Genomic DNA, 16,495 nt, shown 5'->3' with positions numbered 1-16,495 from the left:
TATGCCGATAAATGATAAGACCCCACGCCCGCAGGAGTTCGCTGCGGTCGATTTAGGTTCTAACAGCTTCCATATGGTCATCGCCCGCGAGGTCGACGGCGCCATGCAGATCATCGGGCGCCTCAAGCAGCGCGTTCATCTCGCCGATGGTCTTGACGACAAAAACATGCTCAGCGAAGAGGCGATGGAGCGTGGCTTAGCCTGCCTGTCGCTGTTCGCCGAACGCTTGCAAGGCTTTTCGCCGTCCAGCGTGTGCATCGTTGGAACGCACACGTTGCGCCAGGCGCTGAACGCACCGGAGTTTCTCAAACGCGCGGAAAAAGTTATCCCCTATCCTATTGAGATAATCTCGGGTAACGAAGAAGCGCGATTGATTTTCATGGGCGTGGAACACACTCAGCCTGAAAAAGGCCGCAAGCTGGTGATCGATATCGGCGGCGGTTCTACCGAGCTGGTCATTGGCGAAGATTTTGAGCCGAAGCTGGTTGAAAGCCGTCGTATGGGCTGCGTCAGCTTTGCGCAGATGTATTTCCCTGGCGGCACCATAAACCGGGAAAACTTCCAGCGCGCGAAAATGGCAGCGGTGCAAAAGCTGGAATCCCTCGCCTGGCAGTATCGCATTCAGGGCTGGAACGTTGCGCTTGGTGCGTCCGGCAGCATCAAAGCAGCGCATGAAGTGCTGCTGGCGATGGGCGAAAAAGACGGGATTATCACCCCGGAACGTCTGGAGTTGCTGCGCGAAGAGGTGCTTAAACATAAAAGCTTTGAAGCGCTGAGCCTGCCGGGTTTATCCGACGAACGTAAGGCCGTATTTGTACCTGGCCTCGCAATTCTGTGTGGGGTATTTGATGCGCTGGCGATCCGCGAGCTGCGTCTGTCCGACGGTGCACTGCGTGAAGGCGTGCTGTACGAAATGGAAGGTCGCTTCCGTCATCAGGATATTCGCAGCCGCACCGCACAAAGCCTGGCGAATCAATACAACATCGACCGGGAACAAGCAAAACGCGTTCTGGAAACCACCACGCATATTTATGAGCAGTGGGAAGCGCAGAATCCGAAGCTCGCTCATCCACAGCTGGCTGCCCTGCTGAAATGGGCAACGATGCTGCACGAAGTGGGCCTGAATATTAACCACAGCGGAATGCATCGTCACTCGGCGTATATTCTGCAAAACAGCGATCTGCCGGGCTTCAACCAGGAGCAACAAACGATGATGGCGACATTGGTGCGCTATCACCGTAAAGCCATCAAACTGGATGATTTGCCGCGCTTTACGCTGTTCAAGAAAAAACAGTTCCTGCCGTTGATCCAGTTGCTGCGCTTAGGCGTGCTGCTGAACAACCAGCGACAGGCTACGACCACACCGCCGACGCTGATTCTGAAAACCGACGACCATCACTGGACGTTGAGCTTCCCGCATGACTGGTTTAGCCAGAATGCCCTGGTGCTGCTGGATCTCGAAAAAGAGCAGCAGTACTGGGAAGGCGTGACCGGTTGGTTGTTGAAAATTGAAGAAGAGCAGTCGCCGGACGTCGCGGCGTAATCTGTGGTTCTCAGGCGTCTATCGGTGACGCCTGAGAATGCAGTAATGTTTCCAGCGCTTCAGGTTTACCGATCAAATACCCCTGCAGATAGTCAATTCCTAACGAATCCACCGCACTGCGAATCGCTTCACTTTCCACAAATTCAGCCACCACCAGCATTTTTTTCATTCTGGCAAGATGACAGATGGACGCCACAATCTGATAGTCGAGGCTGTTGTCGGCAATATTGCGAATAAAGCTACCGTCAATTTTCAGGATATCCGCGTCGACACTTTTCAGGCGCGCATAGCTCGCGTAACCCGTACCAAAATCGTCGATCGCAATCCGACAGCCCATTTTTTGTAACTGTTTCACGATTTGATTGAGCAGATCCGCGCTGCCAAAGCCGCTGCATTCAGTAATTTCAAATATCAGCTGCCACGCTTCGATTGAATACTTCTTCAGCAACCGGTGAACTTCAACAGGAAAGTGCGAACGGCAGAGCGTTGAAGGGGAAAGATTAATCGCAAACCGCTTGCCCCGCAGCCTGTCGCGATGCTCAGCCATAAACTGCAGCGTGCGCTCCAGAACCCATAGATCAACACGTGATGAAAGACCGAATTCCTGCGCCACCGGCAAGAATTTATCGGGCGCAATAAGTGCGCCATTTTCGCTCTGCATGCGGAGCAAGATCTCGTGGTAGTGGTCACCACGGATACCTTGTACTCGCTGAGCTACCAGCTGAAATTCGTTATGATCAAGTGCTCGTTGCAAGCGATTCATCATCGCCACTTTATCTTTCAGGCTACGCTGCAAATTCGCTGCGCCACGCTGCTGTAGACTCTCGGGATGATTGGTGGATAACGACAAATCCGCGATGATACTCAGCTCACCCAGCAGCAGATAAAGATGGTTAACCGGCGAGCGTACACAGCAATAGCTAATGCCGACCTGAGGCTGCAACGGCATACCATCCCAGATAAACCGAAACTGCTTGATATGTTCATCCAGCGCTTCAATGCGCGCCGCGTGTGACTCCGTATTCAGTCGTATCGCCAGATCGTGTCCAGACAGTTGATAAACGCACTCATTTTGCTGGAGCGAGCCGTTGAGCCACTCCGCCAGCTTTTGTTTGTACTGGATGCGCAGTAGCACCCCATAATTACGCCCCAGCACTTCAAGTTCAGGTACACGCAGCATACACAGCGCCGACCAGGGCGATTTAGCCAGCGATCGCGACAACGCCCGCAGATTCGGCATATGCACCATAGGGTCGAGAAAGGCCAGACGACTGGCGTGTCGCGTTATCTCGCGCTGGCGCGTGGCCAGCATCGCCATGTAAATCACCACGAAAGAGAAAACCAGATAGCTGGATGAGGTAATTGCCAGCTGAACGTCGTAACCCTGACCGAGAGGGATGTAGCGGTAAAAGTAGTGAATGGCAACCATTAACACCGGCGTCCAGACTATCGATATCAGCTTATAGCCAAAGCGCATCGATCCCCATAGCATCAGCGGCATCAGTAACGACAGCGTATAGTTGGTGCTGAAAATGGAACTGTTATCGCTCATAGGGAACAGCAGCAGGCACAGCAGACTCGCCAGGGCGGCTCCCCAAAGAATAAACTCTGCCACCGTGACTTTCTTATCTATCTGCGCGCGAATCTGAGAAGCTAACCGTTTGAGATAGCGCGGATGGCGGATTACCCGGATCAATAAATAACTCAGCGGTACACCCGTTAGCCCGCCAACCAGCAGTCCCTGGTAGTTAATCAAAGTGTGAATACTGAGCGGATTCAACCCGGCCAGGCTCTGGCGACTCTCATATATCCCCAGATAAACAGCAAACTGGAAGAGCACCAGAAATAACGTTGACGGACACAGAACCTGCCAGAAAATACGCTGCGACATGAGTCTGATATCGCCGTACGCCACCATATTTCGCCGGGGAGCAAACACCCGATAACCGCCCCAACTGATGATCAGAGGAACAATAAAATGACAAATAACAGCGATGGTTTCAAAAACACTGGTGTCAGGGTAATAACGAAGAAACAGTGCCAGCAAGATCCCCGGCAATGCGGCAAAGCCAAAAAAGAGCAACGTGGAAAGCAGAAATGCCAGTGGCATATAGTAAAGGGCAATAATTCCGCCGTTTAAGTGCGTATAGGTACTCGCAAAACTCAGGATGGGCAGAAAGATCACAGGTAAAACAAGAGGAAGCGCCCACCAGCGGTCTTTGTGTCGTTTCAGGAAGGGTATTATTTTCATAGATGCCTGACTAAGCCTTTTTTATCCGAAGATTGTTTTCAGACAGGCATCCAACCTGACGTATTGACCCACACTGTTTTCATAGAAAACGTCGTGGAGGGAGGATTTTAGTGATCAATGGCAGGTCGGAATTGACGTAAATCAAAGCAAGATGGTCAAAAAATCAATTATTACAATTTTCCCACTGAGTTTTCAGTTTTCTATCAGTGCGTTAAATAGTTCAATTACCATTGATAACAATAATTAATTTTTAGTCTGACGATTTTTTACACATCTCACAATTGACCCCTCGTTCCCACTGTGACTTAATAGTCCCATCGCCCAATAAGGGTATGCCCAGGAAAATACAGTGAGTCAGGCAACGAACATGCACAAACGAAATCGATTTAACACTCGAATGACCCGCATTATATTGCTTATCAGCTTCCTGTTTTTCTTTGGCCGCTTCGTTTATTCCTCCATTGGCGCCTGGTATCACCATCAGGACAAAATTCAGTCTCAGCAGGTGAGTCAACCGCTGGATGCTGCAATCCGATAGCCCACTCGCGCACGTCGGTCATTTCCCCTAATTGATACCGTCATCCATACCGTCAAAAATGGGTGAACAATGGGTATATGCAAAAAAAAACCTCTGAATAAACAGAGGTTTTTTTTTGATAACAGAGGGAAACTTATTCCCACTCAATCGTCGCTGGTGGTTTACCGCTAATGTCATAGACGACACGGGAAATACCGTTAACTTCATTGATGATGCGGTTGGATACGCGCCCCAGGAAGTCGTACGGCAGGTGCGCCCAGTGAGCGGTCATGAAGTCGATGGTTTCGACGGCGCGCAGAGAGACAACCCAGTCGTATTTACGACCATCGCCCATTACGCCGACGGAGCGGACTGGCAGGAACACGGTGAACGCCTGGCTCACTTTGTTGTACAGGTCAGCTTTATGCAGTTCTTCAATGAAGATGGCATCTGCACGACGCAGCAGGTCGCAGTACTCTTTCTTCACTTCGCCCAGCACGCGCACGCCCAGACCTGGACCCGGGAACGGGTGGCGGTACAGCATGTCGTACGGCAGACCCAGCTCAAGACCGATCTTACGCACTTCGTCTTTGAACAACTCGCGCAGCGGTTCCACCAGACCCATCTTCATCTCTTTCGGCAGGCCGCCCACGTTGTGGTGAGATTTGATGACGTGTGCTTTACCGGTTGCGGAGGCAGCGGATTCGATCACATCAGGGTAGATGGTACCTTGCGCCAGCCACTTCACGTCTTCCAGACGCAGCGCCTGTTCGTCGAACACTTCAACAAACACGCGACCAATGATTTTACGTTTGGCTTCAGGATCGTTCTCACCCGCCAGCGCGGAAAGGAAACGCTCTTCGCCTTCGACGTGAACGATGTTCAGACCGAAATGATCACCGAACATGTCCATGACCTGCTGGGCTTCGTTCAGACGCAGCAAACCGTTATCCACGAACACACAGGTCAGGTTTTTGCCGATAGCACGGTGCAGCAGCATCGCGGTCACGGAGGAGTCAACGCCACCGGACAGGCCAAGAATAACTTTGTCATCGCCGACTTGCTCACGCAGACGAACAATCGCGTCTTCGATGATTTTTGCAGGCGTCCACAGCGCTTCGCAGCCACAGATTTCACGCACGAAACGCTCGAGCAAACGCTGGCCCTGACGGGTGTGGGTGACTTCCGGGTGGAACTGCACGCCATAGAAGCGTTTTTCTTCGTTTGCCATAATGGCAAACGGGCAGCTTTCGGTGCTGGCAACGGTCACGAAGTCAGACGGAATGGCGGTCACTTTGTCGCCGTGGCTCATCCACACATCCAGCACAGGTTTGCCTTCAGCGGTCAGGGAATCTTCGATCCCGCGAACCAGGGCGCTGTCGGTCAGTACTTCGACCTGCGCGTAACCAAATTCACGCTCGTTAGAGGACTCAACGTGGCCGCCCAGCTGCATCGCCATGGTTTGCATGCCGTAGCACACGCCAAATACGGGAACGCCAGCTTCAAACACATATTGCGGTGCGCGTGGGCTGTTATGCTCGGTGGTGCTTTCCGGGCCGCCGGAAAGAATGATGCCGCTTGGGTTGAATTCACGGATTTGTGCTTCCGTGACATCCCATGCCCAAAGTTCACAGTAAACGCCGAGTTCGCGCACGCGACGTGCCACCAGCTGTGTGTACTGAGAACCGAAATCCAGGATAAGAATGCGATGTTTATGAATGTTTTCCATTATTGACGCTAATTCCGAGGCAAGTGAAACAAAGCGCCCGGCATAAGCCGGGCGCGGAAACTTATCAGGAGCCCAGACGGTAGTTCGGGGACTCTTTGGTGATCGTCACGTCGTGAACGTGGCTTTCCTGGATACCCGCACCGCTGATACGCACGAATTCCGCTTTAGTACGCAGCAGGTCGATAGTACCACAGCCGGTCAGGCCCATACAGGAACGCAGGCCGCCCATCTGCTGGTGAATGATCTCTTTCAGACGGCCTTTATACGCCACGCGACCTTCGATACCTTCTGGTACCAGTTTGTCAGCGGCGTTGTCGGTCTGGAAGTAACGGTCGGAAGAGCCTTTGGACATCGCGCCCAGGGAACCCATACCACGGTATGATTTATAAGAACGGCCCTGGAACAATTCGATTTCGCCAGGAGATTCTTCAGTACCAGCCAGCATGGAACCCACCATCACCGCTGCTGCACCTGCCGCGATCGCTTTCGCGATGTCGCCGGAGAAACGAATACCGCCGTCGGCGATAACCGGAACACCGGTGCCTTCCAGCGCTTCTACCGCGTCGGAAACCGCAGTGATCTGTGGAACGCCCACGCCGGTTACGATACGGGTAGTACAGATGGAGCCAGGGCCGATACCCACTTTCACTGCGCTGCAACCCGCTTCTGCCAGGGCACGAGCGCCTGCGCCAGTCGCCACGTTACCGCCGATGATTTGCAGGTCCGGGTATTTAGCACGGGTATCACGAATACGCTGCAGAACGCCTTCGGAGTGACCGTGAGAGGAGTCAATCAGCAGAACGTCAACGCCTGCTGCAACCAGCGCATCTACGCGCTCTTCATTGCCTGCACCTGCGCCAACCGCTGCACCTACGCGCAGACGGCCACGTTCGTCTTTACAGGCGTTCGGTTTACGCTCTGCTTTCTGGAAATCTTTCACGGTGATCATGCCACGCAGGTGGAAGCCGTTATCCACCACAAGCGCTTTCTCGACGCGCTTTTCGTGCATTTTAGCCAGCACGACTTCACGGGTTTCGCCTTCACGCACGGTCACCAGACGCTCTTTCGGCGTCATGTACACGCTGACAGGCTGGTTCAGGTCGGTCACGAAACGCACGTCACGACCGGTAATGATGCCGACCAGTTCGTTGTCTTCAGTCACAACCGGGTAGCCCGCAAAGCCGTTACGCTCGGTCAGCGCTTTCACTTCGTGCAGGGTGGTGGTTGGCAAAACGGTCTGTGGGTCGGAGACGATACCGGATTCATGTTTCTTCACGCGGCGAACTTCTTCCGCCTGACGCTCGATGGACATGTTTTTGTGAATAAAGCCGATGCCACCTTCCTGTGCCAGGGCGATAGCCAGGCGCGCTTCAGTCACGGTGTCCATTGCCGCAGAGAGCATAGGAATGTTCAGACGAATGGTTTTCGTCAACTGCGTGCTGAGATCGGCAGTATTCGGCAGAACGGTGGAATGAGCGGGAACGAGGAGGACGTCGTCAAACGTCAGTGCTTCTTTAGCGATACGTAGCATGGGCAATATCTCTGACCTGGGTGGTTAAATATTGCCGTGGCATTATACAGAGCGTAACCGATTGCATCCACACTTTTTTATAAAAAATGCTTGCGATTACCTCCGGGCGGGTTACTATCGATTGAATAACTTGCTGATTTAGAATTTGATCCCGCTCACATGTTATCCTCTCAAAGCCCCTCAATTTATACCGTAAGCCGCCTCAATCAATCGGTTCGTTTGCTGCTCGAGCAGGAAATGGGACAGGTTTGGATCAGCGGAGAGATATCTAATTTCACGCAGCCCTCTTCCGGCCATTGGTACTTTACGCTGAAAGACGACACCGCTCAGGTACGCTGTGCGATGTTTCGCAACAGCAATCGTCGGGTGACGTTCCGCCCGCAGCATGGCCAGCAAGTTCTGGTACGCGCTAATATCACATTGTATGAACCGCGCGGTGATTATCAAATTATCGTCGAGAGCATGCAGCCTGCGGGCGAAGGGTTGCTGCAACAAAAATACGAGCAACTGAAAGCGACACTTTCCGCAGAAGGCCTGTTCGATCAGCAGTTCAAGAAAGCACTGCCCTCACCTGCCCATTGCGTGGGAGTGATCACCTCCAAAACCGGTGCGGCGCTGCATGATATTTTGCATGTGCTAAAGCGTCGTGACCCGTCGCTACCCGTTGTGATTTATCCAACCGCCGTCCAGGGTGATGATGCGCCAGGGCAAATTGTTCGCGCCATTGCGCTGGCAAACGCCCGTCAGGAGTGCGACGTCTTAATTGTCGGGCGCGGCGGCGGTTCTCTGGAAGACTTGTGGAGCTTTAACGACGAACGCGTAGCGCGGGCGATTTTCGACAGTCAGATCCCTATCGTCAGCGCAGTCGGACATGAAACCGACGTCACCATCGCCGATTTTGTTTCCGATATGCGCGCACCAACACCGTCGGCTGCCGCTGAAATCGTCAGCCGGAACCAGCTGGAACTCTTGCGCCAGTTGCAGAACGGACAGCAGCGTCTGGAGATGGCGATGGACTATTTCCTCGCTAACCGCAATCGTCGTTTCACCCAACTTCAACATCGCCTGCAACAGCAGCATCCGCAGCTGCGTCTGGCGCGTCAGCAGACGGTGCTGGAACGTCTGCGCCAGCGGATGAATTTCGCGCTGGATAATCAGCTTAAGCGCGCCGTGTCGCGCCAGCAACGCATGACCCAGCGCCTGAATCAGCAAAATCCGCAGCCGCGCATCTACCGTGCACAAACCCGCATGCAGCAGCTTGAGTATCGTCTGGGCGAGAATATCCGTGCACGTCTGAGCAGCACACGTGAGCGCTTTGGCAACGCGGTGACGCATCTGGAAGCCGTTAGCCCGCTCTCGACTCTGGCGCGCGGCTACAGCGTGACCACGGCGACGGACGGCACGGTGCTGAAGCAGACCAAACAGGTGAAAGCCGGGGATGTGCTGACCACCCGTCTGGCCGACGGCTGGGTAGAAAGTGAAGTGAAAGGCATTACGCCCGCCAAAAAGACGCGCAAGAAAAAGGTGGTTTAAACCGGCTTTGACGCATCAGATGTTGCCGGGTGGCGCTTCGCTTACCCAGCCTACAAAACCCGTAGGCCCGTGCAAGCGAAGCGCCGCCGGGCAGAGTTGGCACAATCTGAAATTATTTACACCGGCTTAAATTCCACGCGTTTCTTCGAAATCAAACCGTGCCCATTCTGGCAGAAATAATCGACCGCGCCGCAGGCTTTCAACACCTGCAAAGGCTGATAGCAGTCGGGGCATAGCGCTTGCAGCGCGATATCTTTATCGCATGTTTCGCAGTGCGCCATTCCGTTGACGGGTTCCAGCTCGGAATGACAATCCGGACAGATAACAGACATCGTGACTCCTTAAAAAGTTTTGTAGTTATTTTACCACGCCGCTCAGTGCGGGCCACGCAGCAGCTGCTGTAATTCCAGAAGCAATTCGACCTCTTCCAGCCGGCGCTGGGTGATGCGGCTCACCTCTTCCGGCGCTCGCTCATACAGGCTCTTCTCCGCCAGGATATGCTCCGCCAGGCAGCGCGCGTAGATCGTGCCCGGAAGCGTCCAATGCTGCACGTTTTCACCCTCAATCAACTCAATCACATCCTCAGCGCCGCGCCGGTCATGGCTAATGATTCGGCCATCGCGCAGATGCAGGCGGAGCCCTTTTTGCCCGCCCGCGGGTCCGGCGTATTTATTCAGCCAGATATCGACTGGAATACCGCTCACGGTCCCCCGAAGCTGCGCTTCGCCTTCAGCGGTGTGCAGATCGCCTTTAGCTATCGGGCGGCCTAGCCTGTCTTTTGCTGAGATTAACTGCAACGACAATTCACCGCTTCCCCCCAGACCATGCAGGGTATCGCGCATCATCGCCAGTACGTGAGTGCCAATATCGATAATCACGCCGTCAGGATGCTGGAGCTGGCGGGTATCAGGCTCGCCGGTAGCAAAATTGAGGGCGACAGGCTCCCCCGCCGCGTTGAAGCCGCTTGGCTCCTGGAGAAATCCTTCGATTTTGACAATTTCGTCAAGTTGGCCCTGCGCGATCTGTATAGCCCCCGTGCGTGCCATCCAGTGATCGAGTGCCAGCACCCGAGAAGCATCCTCCGGCTGCGCCAGCAGATGCTTCAGCCGTTCAACCTGCGTCAGGCTCGCCACCACCGGTTTTTCCACCACGATTCGCTGGATCGGCGAGGCTAATGCCTGCTCTAACGCGTCGAGGTGATTTAGTGAAGAGGTGGTGATGAACAACGTGTCAATTGGGCTCGCCAGCAACTGTTCAAGCGTACGGCAGCGCGTTACGCCTTCCAGTTCACGCTCCGGGCGAATATCAAAACCAAGACAACTCACAGGCTGGTTAAAAATCTGACGCAATGCCGGTAGATAGGCCGTTTCAACCACCGCACCAAGACCAATAAACCCAAATCGCATTTTCCACTCCGTTCATCTGATTGTCGGGCGACAAAAGGCAAAAAACCCGACTCAGTCGGGTTTTATTGTGCAATTACTTGCCTTTCTTGATGTGCTTGATCAAACGCTTACGCTTACGCATCTGGTTCGGCGTCAGGGTGTTGCGTTTGTTGGCAAACGGGTTTTCCCCTTCCTTAAACTGAATGCGGATAGGGGTACCCATCACGTCCAGCGATTTACGGAAGTAGTTCATCAGATAACGTTTATAGGAATCTGGCAGGTCTTTCACCTGATTACCGTGAATCACCACGATTGGCGGGTTGTAACCACCGGCGTGGGCATATTTCAGCTTCACGCGGCGACCGCGAACCAGCGGCGGCTGATGGTCTTCTGCTGCCATCGTCATGATGCGTGTCAGCATCGCCGTGCTCACACGACGGGTGGAGCTGTCGTAGGCTTCGCGAACGGATTCGAACAGGTTACCCACGCCGCTGCCGTGCAGCGCAGAGATGAAGTGCACGCGTGCGAAGTCGATGAAGCCCAGACGGAAGTCCAGCATCTCTTTGACTTGCTCACGCACTTCGTTGCTCAGGCCGTCCCATTTGTTGACGACGATAACAAGTGAGCGCCCACTATTGAGGATAAAGCCCAGCAGGGAAAGGTCCTGATCGGAGATACCTTCACGCGCGTCGATGACCAGCATGACCACGTTGGCATCTTCAATCGCCTGCAGCGTTTTGATAACGGAGAATTTTTCCACCACATCGGTGATTTTCCCGCGCTTACGCACACCTGCGGTGTCGATAAGCACATACTCGCGCTCATCACGTTCCATCGGGATGTAAATGCTGTCACGCGTCGTGCCCGGCATGTCGTAGACCACCACGCGGTCTTCGCCGAGGATACGGTTAGTCAGTGTGGACTTACCCACGTTTGGACGGCCGACAATCGCAAGTTTGATAGGCAGATCCTGCGGATTGAAATCATCCTCAGGCTCTTCTTCTGCGCCCTCTTGATCGGCTTCGAACTGTGCCCAGTATTCGGCATCTTCGTCCACTTCTTCCGGCGGGTTCACTTCATCAACCCACGGCAGCAGAACGGTTTCGAGCAGACTGGTAACACCACGACCATGAGACGCAGCAATTGGGTAGATTTCGCCCAGACCGAGGGCCCAGAAATCAGCCACCGCCTGATCGGCATCAATACCGTCAGTTTTGTTCGCCACCAGGAAGGTTGGTTTTTCGCGGGAGCGAAGGTGTTTGGCGATAGCCGTATCGGCAGGCATCAGGCCCGCACGTGCGTCTACCATGAACAGAACAATGTCCGCCTCTTCAATCGCCAGCAGAGATTGCTCTGCCATGCGCGTTTCCACACCGTCTTCTGTCCCGTCGATACCACCGGTATCGATACAGATAAACTCGCGTCCTTCAACTTCAGCACGACCGTACTTACGGTCACGAGTCAGCCCCGGGAAATCCGCCACCAGCGCATCACGGGTGCGTGTTAAACGGTTAAAAAGAGTGGATTTTCCAACGTTCGGGCGCCCGACAAGCGCGACCACAGGTACCATGTTTGAAGCCTCATAAAATTCAAAGAAACGTCGCAGGTGCGGCGTTTTTATAAAAGTCAAAACGGCCCCTGAGTTAACAGGAGCCGTTTATTATACTACAAACGAGACGATTAACGCGTGATCGCGTAGAGCGTACCGTCTTTTGCCTGGATCAGCAGTTTGCCGTCGGCCACTACTGCATCGGTCAAGAAACCGGAGCTGTCGACTTTTTCCTGCGCCACGAAGCGACCCGTTTCCGGATCAATCCAGTGCATATAACCTTCGCTATCACCCACAACCAGGCTGCCATTATACAGCGCAGGTGCCGTTAACAGGCGGTGTAGCAGATCGCTTTGCGTCCAGAGCGTTACGCCACCATCGGTGTTCAGCGCCAGCAGGCGATCGTTCTGATCAACGATGTAAATACGATTGCCATCGACGATGAAATCGTTCACAGAACCTAGCTCACGTTTCCACATTACCTGACCACTGCGCAGATCCAGCGCCGTCAGGTTACCGTTATAAGCCAGTGCGTAAACGACGTTATCCACGATAACGGGAGTGGTATCCACATCGCTCAGACGATCGATTTCAGTCGGGCCAGTGGCCTGAGAGATACGCTGCTGCCAGATCATTTGACCTTGCTGCATCAGCACGGCGCTCACGCGACCGTTATCCCCACCGACGATAGCCGCACCGAAAGCCGTTGCTGGTGCAGATTCACCGCGCAGAGACAGGGCTGGCATATCCAGGTTGACGGTCCATTTCACTGCGCCGTCAGTTTCGTTCAGCGCCTGCAACTGGCCGTTGCTGGTATGAATCAGCACCAGGCCGTCGCTGACAACCGGACGTGACAAGGCTTCGCCCGCAACGCGAGTCTGCCATGCAATAGAACCATCGCTGGCGTTCAGTGCATAAACCTGCGCTTTTTCGCTACCGATATAGACATGCCCACCGGCAACGGTCACGCCACCTGAGAGCAGTGCAGGAGAACGGGAGAACCAACCGTCTTTCTCGGCCAGATTCACAGACCAGACTTCTTTTCCATCATCCGCATTGAACGCACGCACGGTGCCTTTGCGATCGGCTGCATAAACAACGCTATCAGCATACGCAGGATGCAGGTTGGAATAAAAATCACCAATACCATCACCCACGGAGGAGCTCCACGCGGTTGACGGGGTAAACTGGTTTTCAACAGTCGGCAGCGGGGACATTTTTACAACATCTTCTTCGCCACTGAACAGTGAACAGCCACTCAATAACGTAACAGAAAGCAGTCCTGGCAGAAGTAATTTACGCAATTGCATCGGGTCCCTCTCAGACGGACAAATTATTTATTTTCATCTGCATCATTTCGCTCAGCGCAGGTGAGGCGTTGCTTTTCACGCCTGCTTCCCACGCGCTGCGCGCGCCTTGTTTGTCACCTTTGCTCAACAGCGCTTCACCGCGCAGGTCAGCAACAATGGCTGCAAAACCTTCGCCTTTCACCGTATCGAGCGTTTTCAGCGCATCATCGGCTTTTTTCTGCTGTACCTGAATACGGGCCAGACGCAGGTTGATCACTGCTTTCAGATTGTCATCGCTGGCAGCAGCCAGACCTTGAGTCAGCTGGGCAGCCGCTTTATCCAGTTCATTTTTATCAACAAACTGCTGAGCCACTTCAAGTGCAGCCAGTGCACCGTAAGTATTTTTGTTGTCAGCTGCAAATTTTTCAGCGGCGGCCAGCGTTTGAGGCTGATCGGCGCGAATTGCGCTCACGGTATTTTCATAAGACAGGGAAGCATCACGCGCGGAATCAGCCTGATGACTGTTCCAGTAGCGCCAGCCAAGTAGCGCACCAACACCCAAAATCACCCCAACCACCAGGGCTTTGCCATTTTCGGCAAAGAAGCGTTTGATCGCATCAACCTGGTCGTTTTCGTTCTCGTACATTTCCACGCTGTTTTTCCCCTTACCAAGTCAAAGTGCGCAAGTGCGCGGCAACGCTTTCCTGCGTTACGGTTGTTTGCTCACCAGAGCGCAGGTCTTTTACGACCACTTCGCCAGCAGCCACTTCGGACTCGCCCAGCACCAGTGCGATAGTTGCGCCCCACTTGTCGGCACGGGCAAACTGCTTTTTGAAGTTGCCACCACCGTGGTTGGTCATCAGTTTAACGCCCGGCAGCGCATCGCGCAGACGTTCGGCAAACTGCATTGCCGCAGACTGCGTATCCGCACCTGAAGCCACCAGGTATATATCGACAACAGATTCTGCTTTAAATTCCGGATTAACTGCCTGAACCAGCAAAACAAGTCGCTCAAGACCCATCGCGAAGCCCACCGCTGGGGCGGCACGACCGCCGAGCTGTTCAACCAGACCGTCATAACGACCGCCTGCACAGACAGTACCCTGCGATCCGAGGCTGGTGGTGACCCACTCAAACACGGTGCGGTTGTAGTAATCCAGACCGCGAACCAGACGCTGGTTAACGGTATAGGCAATACCCGCGTCTTCCAGCAGTTTGCACAGTCCAGCGAAGTGTTCGCGGGAATCTTGATCCAGATAGTCACCCAGCGCCGGAGCATCGTTCAACAGCGCCTGCACTTCCGGGTTCTTGGAATCCAGAACGCGCAGCGGGTTGCTGTACATGCGGCGCTGGCAGTCTTCATCCAGCTTATCTTTGTGCTGTTCCAGGAACGCGACCAGCGCATCACGGTAGTTGGCACGCGCTTCGAGGGAACCAATAGAGTTCAGCTCCAGCGCAACGTGCTGGGAAATCCCCAGCTCACGCCACCAGCGCGCAGTGAGCATGATGAGCTCAGCGTCGATATCCGGCCCTTGCAGGCCAAAGACTTCAACACCCAGCTGATTAAATTGACGGTAACGACCTTTTTGCGGACGTTCGTGGCGGAACATCGGGCCGATATACCACAGACGCTGCTCCTGATTGTACAGGAGACCATGTTCGATGCCGGCGCGTACACAGCCCGCTGTACCTTCCGGGCGCAGAGTCAGGCTGTCGCCGTTGCGGTCCTCAAAGGTATACATCTCTTTTTCAACGACGTCAGTGACTTCACCGATCGCGCGTTTGAACAATGGGGTCTGCTCTACAATCGGCAAACGGATTTCGCTGTAACCGTAGCTGCCGAGCACCTGTTTCAGGGTGCCTTCAATGCGCTGCCAGATGGCGGTTTCGCCAGGCAGATAATCGTTCATGCCGCGAATGGCTTGAATGTTTTTTGCCACGTTTATTCTCTTTCTATATACAAAAAAGAACCCGAAGATTCATTAATCCAGGGTTCAATCATACATGGGAAGCCTTTGGCTTCCCAACACGTTATTTTTCAACTTGCTGAATGCTGATGCGCTGGGCTTCATCCAGCATCGTTGCTTTCGCGCGGATGCGGGCTTCCAGCTGATCGATCATGTCGTTGTTGTCCAGACGATCTTTACGAATCCCGTCTTCATAAAGGCCGCTTTTCTTGTTGCCACCGGTCACGCCGAGCGTGGATACCAGTGCTTCACCAGGACCGTTCACGACGCAGCCGATAATGGAGACATCCATCGGCGTAATCAGATCTTCCAGACGTTGTTCCAGCGCGTTTACTGTTCCAATGACGTCAAATTCCTGACGCGAACAGGTTGGACACGCAATGAAGTTGATCCCGCGAGCGCGGATGCGCAGCGATTTCAGAATGTCGAAACCGACTTTGATCTCTTCAACTGGATCTGCCGCCAGCGAAACACGCAAGGTGTCGCCGATTCCTTCGGAAAGCAGCAGCCCAAGGCCGATCGCCGATTTGACGGAACCGCTACGCAAGCCACCTGCTTCGGTGATCCCGAGGTGCAACGGCTGATCGATCTGTTTCGCCAGCAGGCGATAGGATTCAACGGCAAGGAAAACGTCAGAGGCTTTCACGCTCACTTTGAACTGATCGAAGTTAAGACGATCAAGGTGATCCACATGGCGCATCGCAGATTCGAGCAGCGCCTGTGGCGTCGGTTCGCCGTATTTCTCTTGCAGATCTTTTTCCAGCGATCCGGCGTTTACGCCGATGCGGATAGGGATGTTTTTATCACGGGCGCAATCAACAACCGCGCGAATACGCTCTTCGCTGCCGATATTACCTGGGTTAATGCGCAGGCAATCCACGCCATATTCCGCGACTTTCAGGGCAATACGGTAGTCAAAGTGGATATCAGCGACCAGCGGAACACTAACCTGCTGTTTGATAAGTTTGAATGCCTCTGCAGCATCCATAGTCGGCACGGAGATACGGACAATATCCGCACCTACGCGCTCTAATGCTTTGATTTGATTGACTGTGGCCTCAACATCCGTAGTTCGGGTGTTGGTCATCGATTGAACGGCGATGGGTGCACCATCACCAATCGGCACATTCCCAACGTAAATCCGTTTGGATTTTCTACGTTGAATCGGAGCCTGATTATGCATGAAAAGTCTCCCGCGCTA

The 16,495-nt window shown here is 53.8% G+C and carries 13 protein-coding genes; 3 read left to right on the top strand and 10 right to left on the bottom strand.

Features of this window, described 5'->3' with window-relative positions; all coding sequences use genetic code 11:
• Position 1 precedes the first annotated feature (1 nt).
• Positions 2 to 1,543, top strand: coding sequence for an exopolyphosphatase (gene ppx, locus C3708_RS15875; RefSeq protein WP_103947309.1), 1,542 nt, complete (start codon positions 2 to 4; stop codon positions 1,541 to 1,543).
• Positions 1,544 to 1,553: 10 nt separating this feature from the next.
• Here the strand turns inward: ppx and C3708_RS15870 are convergent, their stop codons facing one another.
• Positions 1,554 to 3,794, bottom strand: a complete 2,241-nt coding sequence (locus C3708_RS15870; RefSeq protein ID WP_095282880.1) for an EAL domain-containing protein — start codon at positions 3,792 to 3,794, stop codon at positions 1,554 to 1,556.
• A gap of 349 nt (positions 3,795 to 4,143) precedes the next feature.
• Here C3708_RS15870 and C3708_RS15865 point away from each other — a divergent pair, with 349 nt between their 5' ends.
• Positions 4,144 to 4,332 (top strand): YfgG family protein, encoded by a 189-nt coding sequence (locus C3708_RS15865; protein ID WP_095282881.1) that lies wholly within the window; start codon positions 4,144 to 4,146, stop codon positions 4,330 to 4,332.
• Between the two features lie 133 nt (positions 4,333 to 4,465).
• Here the strand turns inward: C3708_RS15865 and guaA are convergent, their stop codons facing one another.
• Both guaA and guaB read right to left on the bottom strand, forming a co-directional pair.
• Positions 4,466 to 6,043, bottom strand: coding sequence for a glutamine-hydrolyzing GMP synthase (guaA, locus tag C3708_RS15860; RefSeq protein ID WP_095282882.1), 1,578 nt, complete (start codon positions 6,041 to 6,043; stop codon positions 4,466 to 4,468).
• Between the two features lie 61 nt (positions 6,044 to 6,104).
• Positions 6,105 to 7,571 carry an IMP dehydrogenase gene (gene guaB, locus C3708_RS15855; protein WP_095282883.1) on the bottom strand — a complete coding sequence of 489 codons (1,467 nt, stop codon included), beginning with the start codon at positions 7,569 to 7,571 and terminating at the stop codon, positions 6,105 to 6,107.
• A 159-nt stretch (positions 7,572 to 7,730) separates the two neighbouring features.
• Between guaB and xseA the strand changes: the two genes are divergently transcribed.
• Positions 7,731 to 9,104, top strand: a complete 1,374-nt coding sequence (xseA, locus tag C3708_RS15850) for an exodeoxyribonuclease VII large subunit (protein ID WP_095282884.1) — start codon at positions 7,731 to 7,733, stop codon at positions 9,102 to 9,104.
• Between the two features lie 116 nt (positions 9,105 to 9,220).
• Here xseA and C3708_RS15845 read toward each other — a convergent pair whose 3' ends face one another.
• From C3708_RS15845 to ispG, 7 genes are all read right to left on the bottom strand, one after another.
• Positions 9,221 to 9,436 (bottom strand): zinc ribbon domain-containing protein, encoded by a 216-nt coding sequence (locus tag C3708_RS15845; protein ID WP_103949692.1) that lies wholly within the window; start codon positions 9,434 to 9,436, stop codon positions 9,221 to 9,223.
• A 42-nt stretch (positions 9,437 to 9,478) separates the two neighbouring features.
• Positions 9,479 to 10,510, bottom strand: coding sequence for a Gfo/Idh/MocA family oxidoreductase (locus C3708_RS15840; protein ID WP_103949691.1), 1,032 nt, complete (start codon positions 10,508 to 10,510; stop codon positions 9,479 to 9,481).
• 73 nt (positions 10,511 to 10,583) lie between these two features.
• Positions 10,584 to 12,059 carry a ribosome biogenesis GTPase Der gene (gene der, locus C3708_RS15835; protein ID WP_095282887.1) on the bottom strand — a complete coding sequence of 492 codons (1,476 nt, stop codon included), beginning with the start codon at positions 12,057 to 12,059 and terminating at the stop codon, positions 10,584 to 10,586.
• Positions 12,060 to 12,169: 110 nt separating this feature from the next.
• Positions 12,170 to 13,348 (bottom strand): outer membrane protein assembly factor BamB, encoded by a 1,179-nt coding sequence (gene bamB / locus C3708_RS15830; protein WP_095282888.1) that lies wholly within the window; start codon positions 13,346 to 13,348, stop codon positions 12,170 to 12,172.
• A gap of 10 nt (positions 13,349 to 13,358) precedes the next feature.
• The gene (locus C3708_RS15825) at positions 13,359 to 13,979 is read right to left on the bottom strand and encodes a YfgM family protein (RefSeq protein ID WP_095282889.1); all 621 of its coding nucleotides are present in this window, start codon (positions 13,977 to 13,979) and stop codon (positions 13,359 to 13,361) included.
• A 13-nt stretch (positions 13,980 to 13,992) separates the two neighbouring features.
• Positions 13,993 to 15,267 carry a histidine--tRNA ligase gene (gene hisS / locus C3708_RS15820; RefSeq protein WP_095282890.1) on the bottom strand — a complete coding sequence of 425 codons (1,275 nt, stop codon included), beginning with the start codon at positions 15,265 to 15,267 and terminating at the stop codon, positions 13,993 to 13,995.
• Between the two features lie 91 nt (positions 15,268 to 15,358).
• A complete protein-coding gene (ispG, locus tag C3708_RS15815; RefSeq protein WP_095282891.1) occupies positions 15,359 to 16,477 on the bottom strand; it encodes a flavodoxin-dependent (E)-4-hydroxy-3-methylbut-2-enyl-diphosphate synthase in 1,119 nt (372 codons plus the stop codon).
• Positions 16,478 to 16,495 lie beyond the last annotated feature (18 nt).

Source organism: Lelliottia sp. 7254-16 (genome assembly GCF_002922995.1).
Lineage (GTDB): Bacteria > Pseudomonadota > Gammaproteobacteria > Enterobacterales > Enterobacteriaceae > Enterobacter > Enterobacter jeotgali.
The sequence above is the reverse complement of the archived record's forward strand: the minus strand, read 5'-3'. Positions and strand labels throughout refer to the sequence as shown.

Excerpts from the sequence above, each read along its gene's own strand:
- ppx (WP_103947309.1), top strand. The coding sequence starts at position 2 with ATGCCGATAAATGATAAGACCCCACGCCCGCAGGAGTTCGCTGCGGTC.
- C3708_RS15870 (WP_095282880.1), bottom strand. The coding sequence starts at position 3,794 with ATGAAAATAATACCCTTCCTGAAACGACACAAAGACCGCTGGTGGGCG.
- guaB (WP_095282883.1), bottom strand. The coding sequence starts at position 7,571 with ATGCTACGTATCGCTAAAGAAGCACTGACGTTTGACGACGTCCTCCTC.
- xseA (WP_095282884.1), top strand. The coding sequence starts at position 7,731 with ATGTTATCCTCTCAAAGCCCCTCAATTTATACCGTAAGCCGCCTCAAT.
- C3708_RS15845 (WP_103949692.1), bottom strand. The coding sequence starts at position 9,436 with ATGTCTGTTATCTGTCCGGATTGTCATTCCGAGCTGGAACCCGTCAAC.
- C3708_RS15840 (WP_103949691.1), bottom strand. The coding sequence starts at position 10,510 with ATGCGATTTGGGTTTATTGGTCTTGGTGCGGTGGTTGAAACGGCCTAT.
- der (WP_095282887.1), bottom strand. The coding sequence starts at position 12,059 with ATGGTACCTGTGGTCGCGCTTGTCGGGCGCCCGAACGTTGGAAAATCC.
- bamB (WP_095282888.1), bottom strand. The coding sequence starts at position 13,348 with ATGCAATTGCGTAAATTACTTCTGCCAGGACTGCTTTCTGTTACGTTA.
- ispG (WP_095282891.1), bottom strand. The coding sequence starts at position 16,477 with ATGCATAATCAGGCTCCGATTCAACGTAGAAAATCCAAACGGATTTAC.